This window comes from Actinoallomurus bryophytorum, assembly GCF_006716425.1.
Taxonomy (GTDB): Bacteria; Actinomycetota; Actinomycetes; order Streptosporangiales; family Streptosporangiaceae; genus Actinoallomurus; species Actinoallomurus bryophytorum.
This window is the reverse complement of the sequence record NZ_VFOZ01000001.1, coordinates 2717773-2740891: the sequence shown is the minus strand read 5'-3', so window position 1 is coordinate 2740891 and position 23119 is coordinate 2717773. Positions and strand designations below refer to the sequence as shown.

General features: G+C 69.8%; 19 protein-coding genes. 6 read left to right on the top strand and 13 right to left on the bottom strand.

What is annotated here, in order from left to right; all coding sequences use genetic code 11:
* The first annotated feature begins 122 nt into the window (after positions 1-122).
* The 3 genes from FB559_RS12855 to FB559_RS12845 are packed head-to-tail and all read left to right on the top strand — an operon-like array spanning position 123 to position 2793.
* Positions 123-731 carry a TetR/AcrR family transcriptional regulator gene (locus FB559_RS12855; protein ID WP_141955822.1) on the top strand — a complete coding sequence of 203 codons (609 nt, stop codon included), beginning with the start codon at positions 123-125 and terminating at the stop codon, positions 729-731.
* The gene (locus tag FB559_RS12850) at positions 728-1420 is read left to right on the top strand and encodes a VC0807 family protein (RefSeq protein ID WP_141955821.1); all 693 of its coding nucleotides are present in this window, start codon (positions 728-730) and stop codon (positions 1418-1420) included. Before FB559_RS12855 ends, FB559_RS12850 begins: the two co-directional genes overlap by 4 nt.
* Complete coding sequence (locus FB559_RS12845) at positions 1417-2793, top strand: FAD-dependent monooxygenase (RefSeq protein ID WP_141955820.1); 1377 nt, start codon at positions 1417-1419, stop codon at positions 2791-2793. The genes FB559_RS12850 and FB559_RS12845 overlap by 4 nt, the downstream gene beginning before the upstream one ends.
* Here the strand turns inward: FB559_RS12845 and FB559_RS12840 are convergent.
* Genes FB559_RS12840 through FB559_RS12830 form a run of 3 tightly spaced genes read right to left on the bottom strand, consistent with a single transcriptional unit; the run spans position 2757 to position 7524 of the window.
* Entirely contained in the window at positions 2757-4097 is a 1341-nt protein-coding gene (locus tag FB559_RS12840; RefSeq protein ID WP_141955819.1) for a hypothetical protein, read from the bottom strand. The two genes, FB559_RS12845 and FB559_RS12840, sit on opposite strands and share 37 nt — an antisense overlap.
* A 44-nt stretch (positions 4098-4141) precedes the next feature.
* Entirely contained in the window at positions 4142-6124 is a 1983-nt protein-coding gene (locus FB559_RS12835) for an ArnT family glycosyltransferase (RefSeq protein ID WP_141955818.1), read from the bottom strand.
* On the bottom strand, positions 6121-7524 hold the full coding sequence (locus FB559_RS12830) for a bifunctional glycosyltransferase family 2/GtrA family protein (RefSeq protein ID WP_342780930.1): 1404 nt from the start codon (positions 7522-7524) through the stop codon (positions 6121-6123). Before FB559_RS12830 ends, FB559_RS12835 begins: the two co-directional genes overlap by 4 nt.
* Before the next feature lie 908 nt (positions 7525-8432).
* Between FB559_RS12830 and FB559_RS45490 the strand changes: the two genes are divergently transcribed.
* The gene (locus tag FB559_RS45490) at positions 8433-10073 is read left to right on the top strand and encodes a helix-turn-helix transcriptional regulator (protein ID WP_141955817.1); all 1641 of its coding nucleotides are present in this window, start codon (positions 8433-8435) and stop codon (positions 10071-10073) included.
* A 30-nt stretch (positions 10074-10103) separates the two neighbouring features.
* Here the strand turns inward: FB559_RS45490 and FB559_RS12820 are convergent, their stop codons facing one another.
* From FB559_RS12820 to lanL, 7 genes are all read right to left on the bottom strand, one after another.
* Positions 10104-10646 (bottom strand): thioredoxin-like domain-containing protein, encoded by a 543-nt coding sequence (locus FB559_RS12820; protein WP_141955816.1) that lies wholly within the window; start codon positions 10644-10646, stop codon positions 10104-10106.
* A complete protein-coding gene (locus FB559_RS12815) occupies positions 10627-12366 on the bottom strand; it encodes an ABC transporter ATP-binding protein (RefSeq protein ID WP_141955815.1) in 1740 nt (579 codons plus the stop codon). The genes FB559_RS12820 and FB559_RS12815 overlap by 20 nt, the downstream gene beginning before the upstream one ends.
* Positions 12363-14024: an ABC transporter ATP-binding protein gene (locus tag FB559_RS12810; protein ID WP_246121555.1), complete on the bottom strand. Its 1662-nt coding sequence runs from the start codon at positions 14022-14024 to the stop codon at positions 12363-12365. The genes FB559_RS12815 and FB559_RS12810 overlap by 4 nt, the downstream gene beginning before the upstream one ends.
* 70 nt (positions 14025-14094) lie before the next feature.
* On the bottom strand, positions 14095-14223 hold the full coding sequence (locus FB559_RS46185; protein ID WP_141955813.1) for a listeriolysin S family toxin: 129 nt from the start codon (positions 14221-14223) through the stop codon (positions 14095-14097).
* Between the two features lie 51 nt (positions 14224-14274).
* Complete coding sequence (locus FB559_RS46180; protein ID WP_281286262.1) at positions 14275-14403, bottom strand: hypothetical protein; 129 nt, start codon at positions 14401-14403, stop codon at positions 14275-14277.
* 12 nt (positions 14404-14415) lie between these two features.
* On the bottom strand, positions 14416-16155 hold the full coding sequence (locus FB559_RS12795; RefSeq protein WP_141955811.1) for an alpha/beta hydrolase family protein: 1740 nt from the start codon (positions 16153-16155) through the stop codon (positions 14416-14418).
* Positions 16152-18839 (bottom strand): class IV lanthionine synthetase LanL, encoded by a 2688-nt coding sequence (lanL, locus tag FB559_RS12790; RefSeq protein ID WP_141955810.1) that lies wholly within the window; start codon positions 18837-18839, stop codon positions 16152-16154. Before lanL ends, FB559_RS12795 begins: the two co-directional genes overlap by 4 nt.
* 165 nt (positions 18840-19004) lie before the next feature.
* On the opposite strand from lanL, the gene FB559_RS12785 reads away from it, so the two are divergent.
* Positions 19005-19748, top strand: a complete 744-nt coding sequence (locus FB559_RS12785) for a group II truncated hemoglobin (RefSeq protein ID WP_141955809.1) — start codon at positions 19005-19007, stop codon at positions 19746-19748.
* A 42-nt stretch (positions 19749-19790) separates the two neighbouring features.
* Here FB559_RS12785 and FB559_RS12780 read toward each other — a convergent pair whose 3' ends face one another.
* A complete protein-coding gene (locus FB559_RS12780; RefSeq protein ID WP_141955808.1) occupies positions 19791-20267 on the bottom strand; it encodes a hypothetical protein in 477 nt (158 codons plus the stop codon).
* Positions 20268-20383: 116 nt separating this feature from the next.
* On the opposite strand from FB559_RS12780, the gene FB559_RS12775 reads away from it, so the two are divergent.
* Positions 20384-20827, top strand: coding sequence for a DUF6069 family protein (locus FB559_RS12775; protein ID WP_185792173.1), 444 nt, complete (start codon positions 20384-20386; stop codon positions 20825-20827).
* A 248-nt stretch (positions 20828-21075) separates the two neighbouring features.
* Here FB559_RS12775 and FB559_RS43820 read toward each other — a convergent pair whose 3' ends face one another.
* Both FB559_RS43820 and FB559_RS12770 read right to left on the bottom strand, forming a co-directional pair.
* Complete coding sequence (locus tag FB559_RS43820) at positions 21076-21219, bottom strand: hypothetical protein (protein ID WP_185792172.1); 144 nt, start codon at positions 21217-21219, stop codon at positions 21076-21078.
* 82 nt (positions 21220-21301) lie between these two features.
* On the bottom strand, positions 21302-23119 hold the full coding sequence (locus FB559_RS12770; protein ID WP_141955807.1) for an APC family permease: 1818 nt from the start codon (positions 23117-23119) through the stop codon (positions 21302-21304).

Genomic DNA, 23119 nt, shown 5'->3' with positions numbered 1-23119 from the left:
GCAGAGTCAGAAGATGGAACGTTCCAACCACGCCCCACCGGGGGGTGTGAACGCACACTGGCGCGACGGCGCCGGTCGGGGATGCCGTTGCCGGGACGTTCGGGTTTGACATTTTTACTTGCATGAGTAATCTCTTACTCATGCAAGTAACTAATCGAGAGCTTTCCCCGACCGCCACTGCGCGGAGGGAACAGATCATGGCCGCGGCCATCGAGGTCATCGCGGCAAAGGGGTACGGCCAGGCGTCGTTCGGGCGGATCGCCGAACACGCCGGACTGAGCAGCACCCGGCTGATCTCGTACCACTTCAAGGGCAAGAGCGAACTGATCCAGGCGGTGGTCGACAGCGCCCTGAGCGACGCGGCCGCGTTCATGCGCCCCCGCATGGAAGCCGCGACCACCCGGCGGGACACCCTCGCCTCATACATCGAGTCGAACCTGGAGTTCATGCGCGACCACCCCGCGCACATCCGCGCTCTGGTCGAGATCATCGCCGGAACGCGCGGAGGCGCCGAGACGACGGTCTCGGACACCTGGTCGACGGTGGCGGAGGAATTCTTCCGTGCGGGCCAGGCCGAGGGCGCGTTCCGCGCATTCGACCCGCATGTGATGGCCGTCAGCCTGCGCGCGGCGATCGATGCCGTGGCGATCATGCCGGACGTCGACCACACCGCCTATGCCCGCGAACTCGTAGCCCTCTTCGATCACGCAACCCGTAAGGACCAGTCATGATGTCCTCAGAACTCACCGAGCGTCCCGACACCCCCGGTCAGCCGAAGCACTCCGGTCAGCAGAAGACCCCCGGACGGCTGGCGCCCCTGATCCCCATCGCGATCGACCTGATCGTGCCGCTGGTCGTGCTGTACGGGCTGCGCGCGGTGGGTGCGAGCCTGTGGCAGGCGCTGATCGCCTCCTCGATCGTGCCCATCGTGGTGGTGGCCGCCCGGTTCGCCAGGAGGCGGGTGGTCGACTACGCCGCACTCTTCGTTCTGGCGCTCATGGTGTTCGGCATCGTGCTGTCACTGCTGACCGGCGATCCTCGCGCGCTGCTGATCCGCGACTCCTGGATCTGGATGCTCGTCGGCATGGCCGGACTGTGGATGCTGGCCTCGGTGGTGTACGGGCGGCCCGCACTGATGGTGGTGTTCCGGTCGTTCGTCCTGACCAAGGTCGGGCCGGAGGGGCTGCGCCAGTGGGAGAGCCGCTGGGACAACGACGCGGAGTTCCGGCACGGGCTGCGGACACTGACGGTCGTTTGGGGTGTGGCCACCGTGCTGAACGCGGTGCTGCATGTGATCGGCGCCTTCGTCCTGCCGCTGGACGTCGCACCGCTCGTACTCAACATCATCTGGCCGGTGATCGCCGCACCGCTCGCGACGTTCCACTTCGTCTACACCAAGCGTAAGGACCTGCGCGCATGATCGCCGACGTGATCGTGGTGGGCGCGGGGCCGACCGGCCTGATGCTCGCGAACGAGCTCGCCCTCGCCGGCGTGAGCACCGTAGTGCTGGACAGGCTGCCCGAACGCACCGGACAGTCCAAGGCCCTCAACCTTCAGCCACGCTCCGCACAGATTCTCGACCTGCGCGGAATGTTGAACCCGCTCCTCGAACAAGCGGTGGACACGATCCCCGCCGGGCATTTCGCCGGCATCCCGCTCGACTACACCCCATGGAACGAACGTCAGATCGGCATCCCGCAGGCACGGATCGAGAACTACCTCGAAGACCGTCTCACCGAACGCGGCGTCCCGGTCCTGCGCGGACACGAGGTCACCGACGTCGAGCAAGACGAGCAGGGCGTCACGCTCAAGGCAGGACAGACGTTTCACGGCCGCTACCTGGTGGCCTGCGACGGCGGGCGCAGCACCATCCGCAAGCTGCTGGAAGTGCCCTTCCCCGGCCGTGACGGGCGCATGTCAGCGCTGGTCGCCGACGTCACCCTCACCCAGGAGCGCTCCAGCGAGTGGCGACTGCCGTCGTTCGACCGGCCGGGAGGCGGCGGCATGGTCGACGTCCTGCCACTGCAGAACGGGGTGTACCGGGCGCTGATCGCCGGCCCCGAGCAGCAGACCATCGATCGTGACGCACCGATCACCCTCGACGAGGTCCGCCACGCCGTCCCGGACGTCCGCGAGATCCGGTGGGCCTCACGCTTCACTGACGCGTCCCGCCAGGTCGAGCGATACCGGTACGGCCGGGTGCTGTTCGCGGGCGACGCCGCCCACATTCACACCCCCACCGGCGGACAGGGCCTCAACCTCGGTCTCCAGGACGCGTTCAACCTGGGCTGGAAACTGGCAGCGGCACTACACGGCAACACCACGGTGCTGGACACCTACCACGACGAACGCCACCCGGCCGGCGCCGCCGTTCTGGCCAACACACGCGCGCAGGGCGTCCTGCTGATCCCCGACGACGACATCGCCGCTCTACGCGACATACTGAGCGACCTCCTGCGGATACCCGAGGCCAACCGCCACCTCGCCGGCCTGATCTCCGGTCTCGACATCCACTACGACCTCCCCGGCGAACACCCGCTGGTCGGCCACCGCATGCCCCATCTCGACTCCTCCGTCCTCCACTCCGGCCGCCCCGTCGTCCTGGAGCTGGGTGACGTCCCCCGCCACGGCGGCGTGCAGCACCCCCGCGGCGACATCGACGTGGACACACTCCTGGTCCGCCCGGACGGCTACGTCGGCTGGGTCGACGACGGCTTCGAAACACTCGACACGGCCCTCACCCGCTGGGGCGCGCCTCAGGGGAAGGCGCGCGGTAGCGGGGCGGGCCGGTAATGGATGAAGTTGGGTGTGACCTGCCCCCAGGCGCCGTCGTACCAGCTCAGCACCTGCTGGTACGCGGCCGGGAGGCGGCCCGCGGCCGTGTTGAGCGTGGCCGGTCTCAGGTCGCCCCATTGACCGGTGTCGACCCGGTGCAGGAGGGCCTGCAGCGCGACCAGCTCCTCGGAGGCGGTGTAGGTGCAGTGCCAGCCGCGATCGACGAACAGCTCCCGCAGCTCGGCCGGGTCGCCGTTGCGCCGGACCTGGTCGGCGTACTCCCGCTCGTGCTCGACCTGCGAGGCCCCGTCACCGGTCGTATGCAGCGTCACGACCGGCCAGGACGTGTGTCCCTGCGGGGTGCCGTAGCGGTACTGATAGGCCACCGCGCCGGGGTCGGCGGCGATCCGAGGCGTACGGGCCAGCGTCCGCAGGTCCTTCGCCAGGCTCAGCCCGGCCGCCCGGTACGCCTTGACCACCAGGTCTCGCTCGGTCGACATGGTGAGCAGGTGGCCATAGTCGACGCCCGTGTTCCAGGACGCGTTGCCGCCGGCGGTCTGCTCGTACGTCTGCCGCAGGCTGCCGCCGCTGATCGGGAACATCGACGTGTCGAAGTGCGCGAGCTGGTTGATCTCCTCTGCCAGGTCGGTCGGGTGGGGGTGCAGAGGGCTGAACCACGCCGGCGCCCCGGCCACCGCGTTGGCCAGCGCGAGCCGCGCCCGTCCCTGCGGGGTCTGCTGCGCGGTCTGCACGATCCGCTGCTGCTCGGCGGTGTCCCCGTCCGGGTCGGTGACGTGCACGAGCCGCCAGTCGCTGTCCGGTGCGAGCAGGGTCTTGGTGGCGAAGTTCAGGTCGAGGAAGCTGTTCCAGGTGCTGATCAGCCCGCCGAGCGGCGCGCAGAGGGTGCCGACGCCGTCGAAACGCCATGGCTGCCGCTCGGCCAGCAGGACGGCGGAGACGCCGCCCAGTGACTGCCCCCAGGAGATGGTGCGGCGCGGCTTGCCGATGTGGGAGTCGAACCAGTCGAGCATGGACCGCTGCCCCTGGAGCGTGGCCCGGACGTCCGTCGTCGACGCCGCCGCGAGCGCGTAATGGTGGTCCAGCAGCCACTGCTCCGACTCGGGGTAGCTGGCCAGCAGGATCTGCTGGTCGTTGACGTTGCTGTACAGCAGCAGCGTGCCGTTCCACCGCGCCGGCACCTCGGCCTTGTACGGCAGCCCGTCGAACGTCCCGGAGTACACCGCGACGTCGTCGGCGCGGGCCGCCGCCGGCACACCGAGCACGCCGGCCAGCGCCAGCGCCGCCGCGACGGCCGTCCTCACGCGCCGTAAACCGGTGACCCGTGGTCTCATCCCCGGCCCCTCTCTCATCCGCATCGGTACAGCTGCTGATAGACCGGGCCGGTGGGGCGCGGGCCGTACTCCCCGGGATCGACCGGCGGACAGTTCGTCCTGATCCACCCCGCGATCGGTGTGCCGGCCCAGGGGCCCTTCGTGTCGAGGAAGAAATAGTGCAGTCGGCCGTCGCGGACGTAGGCCGCGATCCGGTCGACGGTCAGGATCGGGTCCAGGCCGCCGAAGCCGCCCATCGCCATCACCGGCCGTCCGCCGGTCTCCACGATGATCGTGGAGGCGACGAGGCCACTGTTGGCCGCGGCCAGCCAGGTCGCGCGATCACGGTGCGCGACCAGGTAGCGGGCCATGCCGGGGGGTATCACGCCCAGGCCGCTGGAGCTGTCCGGCCGCCCGTCGGACCGTTTGCCCGGACGATGAGGCTTGGGCGGCTTGACGCCCTTGGGCAGTGGGACGAACGCCGGCACCCCGGTCTGCGACACCTCGACCGGTCCGGCCTGGGGCGCGTACCCGGAGCTGGTCTCGGTCAACGGTGTGACCGCGTACGCCGCAGGCCCGGCGAGCACCGTGACCAGTACGGCGACGCTCACCGCGACGGCCACCCCGCCCGGCCGCACCGGGCGCAGGAGCAGCAGCGCGGCCGCGGTCAGCACCGCCAGCACGACGATCGCCCAGCGCAGCCAGGGCACGAAGTCCGGGGTCCGGCGCAGGATGACGAATGCCAGCGCGGACGTCCCCACCAGGGACGCCGCGAGCAACCACGCCCGGCCGGTGGCGGTCAGGCGGGTCAGGGCGACGGCTCCGGCGGCGGTGAGCGCGGCGATGGCCGGCGCCATCTGGGTCGTGTAGTAGGTGTGAAAGTTCCCTCTGAGTGAGCTGAAGAGCGCGAAGTGGACGACCAGCCAGCAGCCCCACAGCAGCAGCGCGGCGCGCCGCGGGTCGGTGCGAGGGGTGCGCCACCAGGCGACCAGCCCGGTGACCAGGCCGACCACGGCGAACGGCAGCAGCCAGGTGATCTGGCCGGCCAGGTGCTCGGAGAACATGCGTCCGATACCGGGCGGGCCGCCGAACTCGGGAGCGGAACCGGCGTTGGGCGCGCTCACCGAACCGCCACCGAAACCCACATTGCCCCCGCAGCGCAGGCCGAGGACATGCTGCAGGCCGTTGTAGCAAAAGATCAGGTTGGCCTCGGTGTTGTTGCTGCTGCTGCCGACGTAGGGCCGGTCGGACTTCGGCCACAGTTCCACGATGACCGGCCACACGGCGCTGACCGCCACGAGCACCCCGCCGCCCAGGGCCAGCCGCCCGAAGCGGCGGCGCAGCGGTTCCCGTGCGGCGACCAGGTAGGTCACGGCCAGGGCCGGCAGGATCAGGTACGCCTGAAGCATCTTGGCGTCAAAGCCCAGCCCGACGAACACCGCCGACCACATCAGCAGCGAGCGGCGCCCGGTCCGGATCGCCTCGACACACGCCCACGTGGCGAGCATCAGCAGCAGGAGGAGCACCGGCTCCGCCTGGTTCACCCGGTCGACCACGACCGTCATCGGGGTGAGCGTCAGCACGAGCGCCGCCAGCAGGCCCGCGGCCGGCCCGAACACGCGACGAACCATCGTGTAGAGGATGGCGACCGAGGCCACGCCGGCGAGCGCTCCGGGCAGCAGCATGCTCCAGCTCCCGTAGCCGAACAGGCGGCACGAGAGTTCCATCACCCAGAGGAACAGCGGCGGCTTGTCGACCGTGACGAACGACGCGGAGTCCAGGGAACCGAAGAAGAAGGCCTTCCAGCTCTCGGTGCCGCTCCGCACCGCCGCGGCGTAGTAGTAGTCGGCGTCGCCGTTGTTCGACAGCGCCCAGCAGTAGAGCACGGCGGCGAGGGCGAGCACGGCCCAGAGGCCGGGACGGGCCCAGCGGGGGTCGCCGGGCGGCCCGGCGAAGATCCGGGCCAACCGGTCGCGTACCGCCACGGGGCGTTCGGGGCGGGTCTCGGTGACGATCATCGCGACTTCTCACTCTCGGGCCGGGGGGACCGGCGGAGGCGTCTGGGGTTGAACACCCAGCTACGCAACAACACGAACCGGATGAGCGTCGCGAGCGCGTCACCGGCCAGCACGGCGGCCGTTTCGACACGCGCCGATCCGTGCGGGACGAAAGCGTGCAACAGCGCGAGACTGCCCGTACTGACCGAGAGACTGACGAGGAAGGCCACCCCGCCTTCGAGCTGGTGCCGCAGCGCGCGTTCGAACCCCCGGATCCCGAAGGTGAAGCGCCGGTTCGCGGCGATGTTGCCGATCGCGGTGAGGAGCAGTGCGAAGGTGTTGGCCACGAGCGCCGGCATCAAGCTGCGCAGCCACAGGTACAGCAGCAGGTGGGCGACGGTGCTCAACGCGCCGATCACGGAGAAGCCGACGAGCTGGCGGGCCATCCCGCTCGGCAGCCGGGCGTACTTGACGCGCGGTGGCACCGGTACGCGGATCGCGCCGGCGATGATCCGGCGTGCCACGCGCCGCATCCCGCGCACGTCGTCCAGCGCCGTGCGCAGCACATCGACCTTGCTGTCCGGGTCGTCGACGAAGTCCACGGGGACCTCGTGGATGCGCAGGTCATGCCGTTCGGCGACCAATAACAGCTCCGTGTCGAAGAACCAGTCGTCATCCTCGACGACCGGCATCAGCGCCCGGACGACCTCGGCGCGACCCGCCTTGAACCCGCACTGCGCGTCGGAGAACCGGGCGCCGAGCGTGGTGCGTAACAGCAGGTTGTAGCCGCGGGAGAAGACGGCCCGTTTCATGGAGCGCGCGACGCTCGCCCCCCGCAGGTGCCGGGTGCCGATCGCCAGGTCACTGTGGCCGGACAGCAGCGGCGCCACCAGCGGCAGGAAGGCGTCCAAGTCGCTGGACAGGTCGACGTCCATGTAGCTGACGATCTCGGCTCCGCTGGCGTTCCACACCTGACGCAGCGCGCCGCCCCTCCCCTTGCGGCCGATCCGCACGGCCCGGACGTGGTCCAGTTCGCCGGCCAGCCGGGTGGCGATCTCCCAGGTGGCGTCCGTGCTGCCGTTGTCGGCGATGCTGATCTGGAAGCTGTACGGGAAGGTGTCCAGCAGGTACTCATGCAGACGCCGGATGCTGGCCGCCAGCACCCGGTCCTCGTTGAAGACCGGAATGACGATCTCGACGAGGGCGGTGTGGCGCTCGCCGTCCGTACCGGAACCGGCCGCGCCGCCCACCGGCTTGGCGGAGGTCTCAGGCCGGTCGTGTGCCGCCGCGGAAGGGCGGTGCTGGGTGGCCGCCGGTTCGCCGCCGGGGATGGCGCTGGGGACGGCGCCGGTGGCGAGCCGCACTGGTAGGCATTGGTCGAGGACGATCGCGGATCGGGGTCGGATTTCGGTGTCCGCCACGCCATGTCCGTTCTTCCGTGCGACCGAGCGATGACGGCGGCTTCTCGCAGAACCGTCGACCCGATTGCGGCCTTTTCTGCATGAGTCAAATATCGTCAGTGTCGTGACATAAGTAACATGCGAGAACGTCGAAGGGAATACGTCGACCGATCTTGGCCAGCCTGGAACTGCTACCCAGGGTGATTAAAAGTCGGCAGCGGATGAGTGCCGGTGACGCTATGCGTTGGGGGAGCGGTCGTTCGGAGTGGCGGCCAATCACCTGTACAGGGACTGTACGGTTTTCGGCCTGTCCCGCAACCGGTGTCGGCGCTAATTGATCTTCAAGGCGGCGGGACGCGATGGCGCAGGAGTTTCGCAAGTGCATGACCCACAGCGCCTGTATGGGCAGCTCGCGCGGCCTTGCCGGGGAGAACGGCGCGTAGATCGCCCTCGGCCAAGGCGTACCCGTCAGCGGCCATAAGCGTTCACATGTCTCAACACCGATAGGGAATGTAGCGCGAACGGGATATGACAGATCGATTAAATCGTTAACCTAAGCATGCACTGGATGTTTTGCGTTACATACGGCGTCTTAGGTGCCGAACGTCATGCTCCAGCGCGCCTTTGACCAGATGCCGGCGACGATGCTCCGTCACGACGAATCGACGGCAACGCGGGCATGACGGGCGGAACGTTGACGCGGAACCTTGACATGGAAAGGGACCGCATGCTCGGCCGCGACATCTGCCAGGTCACCTTCCGTCCATGAAGGGCACGGGTAGGACGATCACGCTCGTAGAGGTGGCCACCTCCGGACGGTTCGCCCGTCGGGGACAGATGTTCCATCGCATGGAACGGGTTGTCACGCCATAGGGACAGGCGTGACGACGGCGAGGGGGTCGTAGATGGCCGCGGGAGTGGATGGGGTCGTGGCGTGTACTGGGGACGCCGCGATCGAGGGGGCACACGCGGCGTTTCAGCACCGTGACTGGGCCGCGGTGATCGAGCGGTTCGCGGTGGTGGAGCACGATCGCCTGTCCGCGGACGACTTTCGCGTGCTGGGTGAGGCGGCCTGGTGGACGGGCGCGGGCGATGACTCGTCCCACGCCCTCATCGAGGCCTACCAGCGGTACCGCGACGAAGCACGGCCGCGCCGCGCCGCGATGATGGCGATGTTGCTCGCGGCCCAGCACCGGATACGCGGGGCCGGGGCGGTCGGCTCGGGTTGGCTGAGCCGCGCACGCCACCTGCTGCGCGATGAGCCCGAATGCAAGGAAGCCGGTTACCTCCTCCACCATGAGACGCTCGCCGCGACGGCGCGTGGCGAGTTCGACGACGCGGTCGAGCGTGCCGAGCGGCTTCAGGAGATCGGCCGGCGGTTGGACAGTCCGAATCTGCTCGCACTGGGCTTGGCCGCCGAGGGACGAGCACTGGTCAAGCGCGGGGACGCGGAAACCGGGCTGCCTTTGCTGGATGAGGCGATGCTCACCGCGATTTTCGACGATCTCCATCTCATCTGGATGGGCGAGGTCTACCGGCAGTTGATGGATACCTGTCATGAGCTTTTTGATCTGGGTCGGGCGGCCGAATGGACGCGGGTGGTCTGCCGGCGGTTCGCGAACAGCCTTGACGCGGTCTCGGGCCGGGGGATCTGTGGCGTGCGCCGGGCGCACCTGTTGCGGATGCAGGGCCGGTGGCAGGAGGCCGAGGACCAGGCAGCCCTGGTGGTCGGGGAATCCGCCCATCTCTCGTCGGACGTGGTCGGCGAGGCGTACTACGAGCTCGGCGAGATCCGCCGGCTCCGCGGCGACCTCGGCGGCGCGGAGGACCTCTTCCGGCGAGCTCGCGCACTCGGCCGGGACGCGCAGCCCGGGCTCGCCCTGCTCCGCCTCGACCAGGGCCGCCCGGGCGCCGCGGTCATGTCGATCCGGTCGGCGCTCGTCGCGAAGGACGGGAACCGGCTCGCCCGCGCACGGCTGTGCGGGGCCCAGATCGAGATCGCGATCGCGGTCGGTGACACGGAGACCATGGGGAAGGCGGGCCAGGAGCTGTGGTCTGCTTCGGAGGTGTACGGGACATCAGGGTTACGGGCCGAGGCCGCGTGCGGGTACGGAGCCATCTCGCTGGCCTCGGGAAAGGCCGAGGAGGCGCTGGGTTTTCTACATGACGCGTGCCGGCTGTGGCAGAAGATCGGCGCGCCGTACCGCGTGGCGCGGACCCGGCTGTTGATCGCTCTGGCGTACCGGGAGCTCGATGACCAGGACGCGGCGGCGCTGGAGTTCGACGCGGCCCGCGACGGGTTCGATCGGCTGGGCGCCGCACTCGATGCTCGCCGGTTGCTCGCGCTCCGGCGAGGGACGCGGCTGCCGGCCGGACTGACCGAACGCGAGGCGGAAGTGCTGCGGTATGTCGCCGCCGGTGACAGCAACCGAAGGATCGCGACCGTCTTGCGGCTGAGCGAGAAGACGGTGGCCCGGCATCTGTCGAACATCTTCACCAAGCTCGGCCTGTCCTCACGCACCGCCGCGGCCGGGTACGCGTTCGAGAACGGCCTGGCGTCCCGACCTTAGGCCGGGCGTGAGTGGTCACGTGCGGCCGAGCTAGGACGGGTGGCCGACGCCGCCCGAGCAGGGGGCGCCGCGTTCCGGGGTCTGCGGGCCTCCCCGGTAGACGCCGATGAACTGTTTCAATCGCGGGTCGAAGGCGCCGCTGAGACGTAGCTGACGTCCCCAGGCGCTGGCCACCACCGGTGCGGGCAGGCCCGGAAAGGGGCTGAGCAGGAGGTGGCTTCTTCCCCGTATCACCGAGCGCAGGGCCGTCACCTGGTCGCCGGGCAGGTCGGGCCGGTAGGTGACCCAGACCGCGCCGTGTTCCATCGAGTGCACGGCGTTCTCCTCGTGGACGGGCGTGGTGTAGATGCCACAGTTGAGCGGCAGCGGGGCGTGGGGACCGCCGACCGGAGGGACCTGGGGGTACACCACGTGCCCGGTCGTGTGCCGGCGGGACAGGTCGTGATACTTGACCACGCCGGGGATGTGCCGCTCGTGGTCGCGGGTGACGGCGGCGTACGCGGCGGCGTTGCCGCCGAGGATCACGACACCGCCGGCGGCGAGTGCCGAGATCCTAAGTGACCGTTTCGACATGGGAACCCTTCCAGTGGCCGGCGAGCTCGCGGTAGCGCGGGCTGGTACTGAGCAGTTCGTCGTGGGTGCCGGTGGCGACACGACCGCCGTCAACGAGGAGTACCCGGTCGGCGCGCATGGCACTGCTGATCCGGTGCGCGATCACGATGAGGGTGCCTGGCCGCCGGGCGAACATCAGCTCCGCGTCGCGTTCGGCGGGCGGGTCCAGGTGGCAGGTGGCCTCGTCCAGGACGATGATCGGGCCGGGGGACAGGTACGTACGGACGAGCGCGACGAGCTGTCGTTCTCCAGCGGACAGGCCGGCGCCCCCGGGCGGCAGGACCGCGTCGAGGCCGCCGAGCCGGGAGACGATGGCGTCCAGGCCGAACGCCGCGGCGGTGTCGAGGAGTACGTGGTCCGTCGTCTCCGGTGCCAGGTAGGCGAGGTTCTCCCGCAGCGTCCCGGCGAAGACGTAGGCCTCCTGCGGGATGAGCGACACGAGCCGGTGCCGCTGTCTCTCCAGGACGCCGGCGATGTCGAAGCCCGCCACCTCCACGCGGCCGTGGCCCGGGGGGCGCAGGCCGCACAGGAGGGTGGCGAGCGTCGACTTGCCGGATCCGCTCGGACCGACCACGGCCAGGTGGAGACCGTACGGGATCTCGGCGCTCACACCCTCGAGCACCGGCGCGGCCTCGGGGGAGTAGGCGAAAGTGACATCGTCGACCGTCACATCGGGTCGTGGTGGCGGTGCGGGCGTGCCTGACGGCTTCGAGCCCGGGTCGTACGTGTCCGGCAGGACCTCCTCGAGCCGGCCGAACAGTCCTAGCAGGGAGACGAACCAGCCGCCGCCGCCGATGACGAAGAACCGCAGCGCCGGGCCGAGAGCCATCGTCACGTAGAACGCCGCGCCGACGATCTCGCCGCCGGAGAGCCGGCCGGTGGCGATGAGCCATGGGGCCAGGAAGAGCAGCGACAGCAGGCCCGCCTCGACGCCGATGCTGATCGTGAGCGATCGCAGGATTCCCATCCGGGCGTTGACGACGCTCGTGTCGCTCGCCGTACGCACGGCGGCGGCGACCGTGTCGATGGCGGCCTCCTCGGCGGTGCAGGCGAGGATGTCGCGCCGCGCGCCGAATACCAGGGAGACGCGTTCGGCGAGTTCCTCCTCGGCGAGGATCTGCCGGCGTTGCCGGTCGAGGGCCGGGCGGACCAATGCCCAGTTGGCGGCGAGAGCGGCGAGCATGCACGGCGCGACGATCAGGGCGGCGAGGGGATCGAGCGTGGCCAGGCCGGCGAGCGCGCCGATCGCCATCGAGACCGTCAGGTGGAGGTTGCGCAAGATCGCCCCGACCGTACGGCGGATCGTCTCGGCCCATTCGGTCGCGTGGAGGGTGTCGGTGGCGGGGGTCGCGGAGTCCTCATCCAGGCCGCGGCCGAGTCCCGCGGTGACCGTCGCCGTGACGAGCTGGTCGCGTAGTGGCTCCACGATTCGCGTGAGCGGGCGGAACAGTGCCCTGGACAGGATCGCCGAGACGAGGCCGACCTCGGCGAGAACGGTGAGCCAGAACATGCCCGCGTCCGGCCGGTGGGTGAGGAAGCCGTCGTCGAGGGCACGGCCGATGAGGTAGCCGGACGAGGCGGTGGGCACGGCCAGCAGCAGCGACAGCCCGCACAGCGCGGCGAACGGCCGGCGATGGGGACGCAGCTGCGCTACGAGCAGGCGCAGGCCCGGCCGGGTCACCGGCCTTCTCCTTGCCCTTGGAAGATCGCGCGGTACTGCGGGTCCTGCCAGAGTTCGGCGTGGGGGCGCAGGGCGCGGAGCCGTCCCTCATAGAGCCAGGCGACGAGGTCGGCCGCGTCCGCGGTGCCGGGCCGGTGCGCCACGATGAGGGCGGTCCGGCCGTCCCACGCGTGCCGGATCGCGTGCCTGATCTCGGCCTCGGTGGCGGTGTCGAGGCTGCTGGTCGCGTCGTCGAGTACGAGGACGCGGGCGGGCCGGGCCAGGGCGCGGGCCAGACCGAGCCGTTGGAGCTCCCCGCCGGACAACGGTGCGCGGGCGAGCGGCGTGTCGTACCCGCCCGGAAGCATCCGGATGAAGCCGTCGGCCCGCGCCTGCCGTGCGGCGGCCTCCGCGTCCGCGTCCGTGCCCGACGAGATCGCCGCCCGGACGCTGTCACCGAACAGCCGGGGTAGCTCGAAGGCGTAGGTGACCTCCCGGCGCAGCAGCCGCGGTGCGACGTCGGCCACATCGACGCCGTCGAGCAGAACCCGCCCGGTCTCGGCCTCCGCCAGCCGCCCGACGAGGCCGGCCAGCAGCGATTTTCCAGCGCCCGAGCGGCCGACGACCGCGACGTGGGACCCGGCGGCGACGGTGAGGTTCACCCCACTCAGGACGCCCTCGAAACGGATCTCGCCCCGGCCGTCCGGCGGAAGCGGGCGCGGCGGATGCGCGGCGGGCTCCGGTACGGGCCGGGTGAGCACCGCGGCCAGCCGGCGGACGTTCTCGGCGTACCGCGTCATCATCACCAGCGTGTCGGTGTAGTCCAGCATGCCGAGCACGTAGGCGCTGTACGTCAGCGCGGCGACCGCCTGGCCCAGCTCCATCCGCCAGGCGAGCAGGCTGACCCCAAGCACGATGAGCAGGACGATCTGCTGGGCGGGTACGAGAAGGCCGAGATGCCAGGTGACCTGGCGCTGTGATGTCCAGCTCGCCTTCCCCGCGGCGCGCAACTCGGCGAGCGGAGCGAGGATCCGGCGGCTCTCCCGGTCGCGGGTGCCGCAGGCGCGGATCGTCCGGATGCCCTGGTGCGCGTCGACCAGGCGCGTCGCCAGATCGCCGCGCGCCGCCTGGTAGCGGCGTTCGGCCGCACCCGAATGACGGACGAAGACACGGACGAAGATGAGGCTCGTCGCCATCTCGGCGAGGAGGAGAACCGTGAGCCACCAGCCGATCAACGACAGAGCGACCAGCCCGCCGATGCCCGCACTGAGGCCGATCAGGAGGCTGACACCGACATCGATGAACTGTCCCGGCGCTTCGGCGTCGGCGGAGAAGCGCGTGAGCAGCTCGCCGTCGCTGAACTCTGCGTCACGTGGGGACAGCTGGAGCGCATGTCGGAGCAGCGCCGTACGGTGCCGGCGGGTAGCCGCCGCCGAGATCAGGGCCGCGGCCTGGTCGGCCAGCGCCGTGGCGACCGGGGCGGTGAACAGGACGACGGCAAGGACGATGACCGGGTGGGTGATGGGCAGCCGCCCGGAGAGCGCCTCGGCGACGGCGCCGAGCGCGGACGGCATGATGAGCTGGCAGACGACGGTGACGACGCTCGCCACGACGGCCACCGCGGCGAGCACGGGGTTGCCACGGAAGAGGTCCCGGCGGACCATTGCGAAGAGCGTCACGATCGGCCTTTCTCGCGATGGGCGCGGCCGCCCGGGGCGGGTCGGTGCCGTCCCGGGCGTCCGCGTTCACTCAGTTGGTCTTGCAGGTCCCGCCACAGCTGTTGCTGGTGCAGGTGTAGCTGCAGCACTCGAGGTTGGCCTCGCTGTGGAAGAGAGTCGGCAGGTCCTCAGGGAGGGCCTGCAGCTCAATGACGCTCATCGACATTCGTCTCACCTCCTCGCAGTGGTCGGATCTCGTGCGGAGCGGACCTCAGTTGGTCTTGCAGGTCCCGCCGCAGCTCTTGCTGCCGCACGTGAAGCTGCAGCACTCGAGGTTGGCCTCGCTGTGGAGCAGGGTCGGCAGGTCCTCGGGGAGGGCCTGCAGCTCGATAACGCTCATCGACATCTCGTTTCACCTCCTCTCCTTGGTCAGGAAGCCGCGTACCGTGGCGAGGACCGATTCGGCGGCGACGCCGCTGAACAGGTCGTGGCCCTCGCCCGGGACTTCCAGGTAGGTCACGTCCGCCCGGCGCAGGGCGAGAAATCGGGTGTGCAGCGCCCGGCTCTCCTCCACCGGGATCACCTCGTCGCGGTCACCGTGGACGAGCAGGGTGCGGGCGGTGAGGCGGTCCGCCAGGCGGAACACATCGCGCGGGCCGAGTGTGTCGGTGATCTCCCGCCGGCCGTCCAGCCGGTCGATGAGGCGGCGGACCGCGACGGCGCCGTGGGCGTACAGGCGGGCGGCGGACCGGAACGGTGCGACCGCGACGCAACCGCTCACCTGCTCGGGGACCGCGCAGGCGGCGAGGAGCGCCAGGTACGCGCCGTAGCTCTGGCCGAGCACGGCCGGACCACCGAGGTCGCCGCGGCCGGCGGCCAGGGCGCGGATCACTGTGGTCACGTCGTCCAGGTCCGGGCCGCCCCACCCACCGCGGATGTGCCGGACGTGGCCGGATCCGTAGCCGGTGCTCCCACGCTGGTTGAGGGCCAGCACGCTTAGGCCGGCGCCGGCCAGGTCGGAGAGCAGCGGGTCGTACTCGAAATGCCACGCGCTGAGCGGGCCGCCGTGCAGGGCGATGACCAGGCCCGGTGCCCGCGTCCAGTCGCGCTCGCCGTACACGATCGCCTCCAGCGGTCCGGCCGCGCCGTCGACCGTCACCACACGCGCCGGGTGGGCACCGGAAGCGGGGGTGAGGCGAGGAGGCGGCGTGCCGGGACGCAGCCGGAGCATCGCGTGCGGCACGTCGGGCGCGGACCAGGGGACCTCGATTCCGCTTCGGGTCCAGGCCGCAGGTCCGCGCAGGCAGCCCGGTGGCGTCGCGAGCGCGGTGCGTGTACGACGGCCGACGTCGTAGACGGCCAGCCGGGAGTGCACGCCGCACTGCTCGTGGAGCAGCACCTGGTGCCCGTCGGGGTCCAGGGTCAGCGGCGCGATCCCGCCTTCGGCGGTGGTCTCGTCGGGGAACCAGAACGTCTCGTCGGCGCGCGCGAAGCCGACGCGCTCGGCACCGCCCGCGTCGGTGCGGACCACCAGCAGGCCGGAGCGGGGGGAGTAGAGCTCGGCCCGGTCCTCGGTGGCGGCGCCGACATCCAGCAGCGGCCGTACCTCACCGGAGGAGGTGTCCAGGACGACGGCGCTGCTGGCGTGGCCGGCGACCTGGGTCATGGCCAGGCGCCGGCCGCCGAGCCACACGACACCGTGGGCGTAGCCGGGTAGTTCCCCCGGACAGCGGATCAGGCGGTGCGCCGAAGTCAACCGGAACAGGCGCGTGACCTGGCCGTCGTAGGCGGTCAGCAGACATCGGGTGCGCCGGTCGCCCGGTGCGGCATGGAGCAGGTGGACCACCGGCTGGGGCGGGCGGGCGACCGTGACGACGGCGTGCCTTCGCGGGTCGATGAGTCTCAGTTCGTGGCCCGTTCCGGCGCCGGTCCGCAGCAGGACCTGTCCGCCCGGAAGCACCAGCAACTGGTCGTCCACACTCGCGCGGACGGTCGTGCTCGCGGCCGACCAGGCTCCGGCCTGCCGCCGCCAGACCTCGACCCGCTGGCCGGAGCGGGGGTTCCGGCGTAGCGCCGCGCCCCATCGGCCGTCCGGCGCGAGCCGGACGTTGTGCCGGGGGTGGTTCCAGGGCTCCGTGCTCTGGAACCTCATCGGGTCTGGCCCTGGTCGAGGTGGAACAGCCGGGAGCCGCCGTGGCGGAGCCGGAGCAGGAAGGACAGGTGCCCGAAGAGCCCGGCGCCGTACCCGCCGGACACCTTCATGCCGGTCTCGTCGCCCAGGACCGGGCGGCCCGCTCGGTCGAGGCGGCGGGCCCACAGAAGCCCGGCCAGGCTCTCGGCCCACTCGCGGCCGGTGCCCGTGGCCAACTCCAGGTCGAGCAGGAAGTCGGCGTTGCCGGCGAGCCCGTGACAGTACGCGGTGCCGGTACGCCGGCGGCTCCGCATCACCGCGCGTCCGGCGGCGACGGACGCGTCCCGATAGCGGGGGTCACCGCTGTGGGAATGGAGCCGGGTCAGGAAGGTGCCCACCCCGGACGATCCGTTGCACCAGAAGACCATGCGCCGGTCCGAGCCCGGAGTGTCCGGCCAGTAGGCGGCGTTCTCGATCTGGACCGCCGCGTCGAGCAGGCTTTCCCCACATCGGCCGGCGGCCGTAAGGAGTTCCGTACGGCCCGTCGCCTGGCCTGCGGCGAGCAGGAACGCTCCGATGCCCGCGGTGCCGTGCGCGAAGCCGTACGAGCGGTAGCCGGCGAGTTCGGAGTCGAACGACTCCGGCGTGGCCCAGCCGATATGCCTACCGGGCGCCGCGGCGGTGAGGACTCCGTCGGCGCAGGCGTTCACCCGGTCGAGAAGGCGGGCGTCTCCTGTCTCCCGCCACAGGTGGATGAGGCAGGTGCCGAGCCCGGACATGCCGTGGGTGATGTCGGCGTTGGGCCAGGAGGTGGGCAGGTTCGCGGCCAGCTCCAGGGCTCTGGTCGACAGGTCCGTACGGTCCAGGGCGCGTCCCGCGTCGAACAGCGCCCAGGCGGTTCCGGCGAAACCGAAGTACAGACCCGGCAGCCGATGCCCCGCGCGGTCGAGATGCCCGGTCATCCGGGACAGCACCGCGTTGAGGAGCTCGGGGGCGTGCCGATCGTGTTCGGCGAGCCGGGCCAGCACGGCGAGTGCCCCGGCGAGGCCGTGCTGGACCGTACACGGATCGGCCGCGGTGCCGAACCCGGTCTCGGGCCAGGGCCGGTCCTCCGTGTCCGCGGGCAGGTTCGCCGTCAGGTGCCCGAGGATGCCGGTGACCAGGGTCTCCCATCGCTCCTCGTCCAGCACCTCTTCTTCGTGCGGACCCGGTTCGAGTGCGGCGGAGCGCGGCGGCGAGGAGACGATCAGCCGGAGGACCTCCTCCAGCGGCATCCGCGACGTGGGATCCGACCGCATCAGCCCGGTGATGATCGAGCGGATCACCTCGCCGGGCATCCGGGCCGCCCGTGCCGGCCCCACGAGGTACGCGAGGCGTTCCTCCAGCGGGCACCCGGCGGGCCGGTCGTCCACGAACGCCGGATCGACCTGCGTGACCAGGTAGTACACCATGGCCCCGAGGGAGAACAGGTCCGCGGTCACGTCAGGGGCGGCCCCGTCGATCTGCTCAGGCGCGCTGAATCCCGGCGTGCCGCCCCCGCCCGCGACGGTCCATCCGTCGTCCGTCCGGAGCGCGGCCAGCTCCAAGTCGATGAGCTTCAGTTCGCCGTCCGGGGTGAGAAGGACGTTGCTCGGGGAGAAGTCGCGAATCACCACACCGGCGGCATGCACCGCGCTCACCAGGCGAGTCAGCTCGCGGACCAGGTCGGGAACGTCCGCGGGCGATGGCCAGACCGAGTCCTCCTCCGAGGCGCCCTCGATCCTCTGCAAGAGGCTCTTGCCGGCGAGGAACTGCTCGACGAGAAAGCAGTGGCCGTCCTGGACGAACTCGTCGACGACCCGCGGGACGATCCCGAGCGGTTGCAGATGCCGCAGCACCTTTCCTTCGTGCCGCAGCAGATCGATCACGTCCCGGTTCCACCGGTCGGTGGCGACGAAGGGCCGCGCCTCCTTGATGATCACCTCGGCGCCGGTCCGCCGGTCGGTCGCTCGATAGACGCCGCCCTTGTTCGCGTGCCGTAGCGCAGCGCGGACCTCGAACCGGTCGTTCAGCAGGACACCGGAGCCGCTCACCGCCTCCGCGGGAGTACGGACGGGATCGACAGCCCAGGACGGAGGACTGAACACGGGCAGGCGCTGGTCCTCCACCGGATCGCCGTCCGGGTCGAGTATGCATTCGCGGTACATGCCGTCGTTGGACAGGATCCGCAGTCCGGTGAAGGCGCCGTAGCGATAGTGGACGAGGCTGCCTTCCCGGTAAGGGGCGTCAGAGAGGATCACCGGGCCGGCCATGCCGTCGGTGGCCTCATGGAGGCGCTGCGCCAGGCGGCGGAACTCCTCGTCGTCGGCCGGATAGACGGTGATGAACTTTCCGGAGTTACCGCGCGGTGTACGGAAGCCGTTGAGCTCGTCGAGGTTGTGCACGGTCGCGGCGAACTTGAAGGACGTCTTGGACTCGACGAAAATCGGCAGGCATACGCGAAGGACCTCCGGGGCCGACAGGATCGTCGCGGAAACATGGAGTTTCCATCCCTGAACGCGTCTGCCGGTCACGGCGGGACGCACATAGGTCCAGAACTCGCCTGTCTCCACGGACCAGCCATTCAGCGTTATCCGCGCCAGTTCCGATGTGACGAGAGACGACGGCTCGGCCAGCGATTCTTCCCCGAATATCGCGGCTCGCTCGTCGAGTAGGAATTTCTCCATCGCGCACCCCCAGCGTTCTGACCATCTGGCCAAGAACCTAGGAGAAGTGCGAAATGCCGTACATCGGCAAATTTACCCATCGGCAGGTGAACCTCGGATGGGTTGTTCTACCCACTGGTAGAGTGCGCATGATGCTTGATTACATGATTACATGGAGGTCGTGCGATGATCGTTGAGTACATCCGTTACCGCGTGCCCGACCCCGAAGAGTTCGAAGCCGCCTACCGCCGCGCCGTGGTCCCGCTGGGAAGGGCATCCCAGTGTCTCGACTACGAGCTGTCCCGGTGCGTGGACGAACCCGGATGCCACGTCCTGCGCATCACCTGGAAGTCCGTACAGGACCACCTCGAAGGCTTCCGGAACAGTGAGCACTTCCAGGAGTTCTTCGCTGAGATCAAGCCCTATGTGTCGAACATCGAGGAGATGCGGCATTACGAAAAGGTGATCACGAAGACCGAGCCGACGCTGTTCGAATGGGCCGGCGGCGCAGAGGCGTTCGAGCGGCTGACAGAGACGTTCTACGGCAAGGTGGCGAACGACGAGCTGATCGGGCCGTTGTTCGCGCATATGGATCCTGGCCACCCACGATACGTGGCGATATGGCTGAGCGAAGTCTTCGGCGGACCCACCACCTACAGTCAGGAGCGCGGCGGCCACGCGCACATGGTCTCCAAGCATCTCGGAAAGGGAATCACCGAGCAGCAGCGCCGGAGGTGGGTGAACCTGCTCATGGACTCCGCCGACGAGGTGAGCCTGCCCTCTGACCCCGAGTTCAGAGCGGCGTTCGCGAGCTACATCGAGTGGGGCACCCGGCTGGCCCTCTACTTCTCCAAGCCCGACGCCACCCCTCCAGGCGAGGGGCCGATGCCACGCTGGGGCTGGGGCGTCGCCCCGCCGTACCGGCCCTGACTCTGGTCGGAGCCGGCACGCCCTGTCCCCGCGGGCTTGGCATCAGCCCACGCAGCCGGCGACGGTGTTCACCGGTGCGCAGTTGCCGGGACTGTTCTTCTGTACGGTCGACTGCCTCAGGGTGACGGTGCCGCCGGCCACGACGAAGACGCCGCCGCCGCTCGTCTGTGCCTTGTTGAGGGTGACCCGCGTGCGGACGAGCGAGGTCGTGCCCGCGCTGGCGAGGCCGGCGCCGGACCCGACGGCGGTCAGGTTGCTGGCGATCGTGCTCTGGGTGACCCGCGTCGTGCCCCCCACGGCGGTGAAGAGCCCTGCGCCGTTATTGTTCACGACATTTCCGTTGATAAAGCTCGTGAGGACCGTCAGGGTGCCGCTGTTGTAGATTCCGCCGCCGTTGCCGGTGGCGCTGAGATTCCCGGACACCGAGTCGAGGTTCATCAGCAGGGTTCCGGCGTTCTGGATCCCGCCGCCATTGGCCCCTCCGGCGGATCCGTTGAGGATGAAGAGCCCGCGAACCACCTCCGGTCCGGCGGGGCGTCACCTACCAAAGTCGGATGCCGCCCCGACTCGGGCAGTAGAAGTTCCGACCGTACGCCCGATGTGGCGGCCCGCCTCGCCGGGCCAGGCTTTGCGGCATGAACATCTCACGCAAAAGAGTCCTGACGGTGATCGGCGCCCCGGCGGCGGCCCTGGCGGTCTGGGCGGTGGCGGTGCCGCTGGCCGGAGCCACCCTGACCATGAGGGCGGGCGACGACACGCAGACGGTCGGACCGGCGTCGATCGTGGCGGCGAGCCTGCTGGCCGCGGTCGTGAGCTGGGTCCTCCTGACCCTCCTGGAACGCTGGGTGGTCCGGCCGGGCCAGATCCTGGCGATCGTCACGGTGCCTGTGCTCGCCGCCTCCCTCTCGGGCCCGCTCGGCGACGCGGTCGGGACGACGGCGAAGCTGGTGCTGGTCGCGCTGCACGTGGCGGTCGTGGCCGTCATAGCCGTCGGACTGGTCCTGGATGCCGGCCAGAAGTGCGGCCCGACCCGGACTCCAGGATGGCGCCGCCATCGCGACGCCGGCGCTTGTGGCTGACCCCACGCGAAGTCCCCGCCCGGCAACCGCCGGTCGGGGACTTCGTTCTTGGTGGCGGTGCGAGGCATGAGGCGCATCCCACCCGTTTGCCGCAACGGCATGAGCGGGCCCTGGTGGGGCGCGGTATCGGGGAACGACGGTGCGATCCGTAGCGTGAGCGAGGCCTGCTGCCTCGTTACTCCGTTCGCCCCAGTGGGTGGTACGAGGTGGTGCCCGCCTCTAGTACATTGCGGCCGATCGCGGAGGTCCTAGCCAGTGGGCATTGTCGTCTGGTCTGCCAGCCCGGACTCGCGCAGTACCCGCAGGGCGGTCGCCTGCAGCGGGCTGTCTTCGGGGATCACCGTCTCGTACGCCCCGGGGAGCAGGTCCAGGTGCCGGTACCACTCCCGCATCTGCCCGCTACTGACCTGCGCGAGATCGACGACGTGCGGTGGCCGCTCTTCTTTTCGTTGAGGGCGGGCCCGGGTGGCACCGTCAGCCGTGGAGAGTCAGCGGCATGGGAACACGTGCAAGGATGATGTTCGGGTGGTTTCGCAACTCCGTCGTGATGACAAGGTCGAGATGATTATGCAGAGCGCTGTAGCGTAGCTTTTCGGGGCGTAGGACCGGGATCAGCACGATGATCTGTTCATCGCGGCTGTCATAAAGTTCGTTGACGAACTTCACGATGGGTCGTGCGGCTGAGGCGAATTCGGTCTGCAGTACGCGCAGCGGGGCTCCGGGATTCCAATGCCTCCACTCATCCTGCAACTCATGTGCCCGTCTCGGGTCATTGATAACAACCGTGACGGCGATGACCTGGGGGCTGATGGACAGCGCTTGCGCGATTGCGTGTTCGGTCAGCCGGGAGATACCGGTGACGGGCACGACCACCACAGTGGGCCTGCTTTGCGGCCGGCCTGGAACCGCGCCCAGGCCGAGCGCGCGCCCCGCCCGCTGGTAATAGCGGTGAATACGCACGAAGAGCGTGATGAGACTCGGGATCGCCAGCACGACGATCCAGGCGCCGGCGGTGAACTTCGTGATCAGGAAGATGATCGTGGCGACCGCCGTCGCACACGCGCCGACGCCGTTGATGATCGCTCTGTGTCGCCAGCGGGTGGGCCGGGTCCGCCACCAGTGCACCACCATCCCGGCCTGGGACAGCGTGAAGCCGGTGAACACACCGATCGCGTACAGCGGTATCAGCGAGAGGGTGTTGCCCTGTACGGCGACGAGCAGCGCCGCGGCCATGATGGCCAGCGTCACGATGCCCGAGGCGAAGACCTGCCGGTCGTCGCGCAGGGAGAACAGGCGCGGCAGGTAGCTGTCGCGCGCGAGCAGGCTGGCAAGCACGGGCATCCCGCCGAATGAGGTGTTGGCGGCCAGGGCCAGCACGAGAGTGATCGTGATCGACATCGCGTAGAAGGCCCAGTTCTGTCCGATCGCCGCGGCCATGACCTGGCTGAGGACGGTCTGATGTGAACGAGGGGCGATGCGCCAGCGGTCGGCCAGGACGGCCAGCCCCAGCAGCATCACGCCGAGGATCACCCCGAGCAGCATCTCGGTCCGTTTGGCCTGGACGGTCCGCGGCGGCCGGAACAGCGGTACACCGTTGGCGATGGCCTCGACGCCGGTCAACGCGCTGCACCCGGCCGAGAAGGCCTTCAGCACCAGCAGCGCGCCCACGGTCAGCGTCCCGTGCGGCGGCGGGCCGCGCCGCGCCAGGCCGGGCGCCAGTGGATGGAGCAGACCGATGGCGAGGATCGCGAGCAGCCCGGCGATGAACACCATGGTGGGCAGTAGGAACGCCCGGGCCGCCTCGCCCAGACCTCGCAGGTTGAGCAGCGTGATGACGGCGAGGATGCCCAGGCAGATCGGAACGGTGAAGGAGCCGAGGGCCGGGAACGCCGAGGTCAGTGCGCCTACTCCAGCGGCGATGGAGACCGCGACGGTCAGCGTGTAGTCCACGATCAGCGACGCCCCAGCGACCCGGCTGGCCGCAGGACCGAGGTTGGCCCTGGACACGGCGTAGGCGCCGCCGCCGCCCGGATAGGCGTCGATGACCTGCCGGTAGGAGAACACCAACAGGCCCAGGAGGACCACGATCGCGACCGTGACCGGCAGGACAAGGTGCAGCGCTCCGGCGCCGGCCACCACGAGGACGGCGAGGATCGCCTCAGGGCCGTACGCCACTGATGTCAGAGCATCCAGCGACAGCGCGGACAGCCCCTCCGGTGGGTTGATCTGCTCCTTGGCGACCTCACGCGCCCGCAGCGGCGGCCCGATCAGGAAGCGCCATATCGACGTCAT

Bases quoted from the DNA above. Each gene is read 5' to 3' on its own strand.
- FB559_RS43820 (WP_185792172.1), bottom strand. From the start codon at position 21,219: ATGCGGGAGTGGTACCGGCACCTGGACCTGCTCCCCGGGGCGTACGAG.
- FB559_RS12835 (WP_141955818.1), bottom strand. From the start codon at position 6,124: ATGATCGTCACCGAGACCCGCCCCGAACGCCCCGTGGCGGTACGCGAC.
- FB559_RS12770 (WP_141955807.1), bottom strand. From the start codon at position 23,119: ATGACGTCGATATGGCGCTTCCTGATCGGGCCGCCGCTGCGGGCGCGT.
- FB559_RS12845 (WP_141955820.1), top strand. From the start codon at position 1,417: ATGATCGCCGACGTGATCGTGGTGGGCGCGGGGCCGACCGGCCTGATG.
- FB559_RS12785 (WP_141955809.1), top strand. From the start codon at position 19,005: ATGATCGTTGAGTACATCCGTTACCGCGTGCCCGACCCCGAAGAGTTC.
- FB559_RS12820 (WP_141955816.1), bottom strand. From the start codon at position 10,646: ATGTCGAAACGGTCACTTAGGATCTCGGCACTCGCCGCCGGCGGTGTC.
- FB559_RS12850 (WP_141955821.1), top strand. From the start codon at position 728: ATGATGTCCTCAGAACTCACCGAGCGTCCCGACACCCCCGGTCAGCCG.
- FB559_RS12795 (WP_141955811.1), bottom strand. From the start codon at position 16,155: ATGAGGTTCCAGAGCACGGAGCCCTGGAACCACCCCCGGCACAACGTC.
- FB559_RS46180 (WP_281286262.1), bottom strand. From the start codon at position 14,403: ATGAGCGTTATCGAGCTGCAGGCCCTCCCCGAGGACCTGCCGACCCTG.
- FB559_RS12855 (WP_141955822.1), top strand. From the start codon at position 123: ATGAGTAATCTCTTACTCATGCAAGTAACTAATCGAGAGCTTTCCCCG.
- lanL (WP_141955810.1), bottom strand. From the start codon at position 18,839: ATGGAGAAATTCCTACTCGACGAGCGAGCCGCGATATTCGGGGAAGAA.
- FB559_RS12775 (WP_185792173.1), top strand. From the start codon at position 20,384: ATGAACATCTCACGCAAAAGAGTCCTGACGGTGATCGGCGCCCCGGCG.
- FB559_RS46185 (WP_141955813.1), bottom strand. From the start codon at position 14,223: ATGAGCGTCATTGAGCTGCAGGCCCTCCCTGAGGACCTGCCGACTCTC.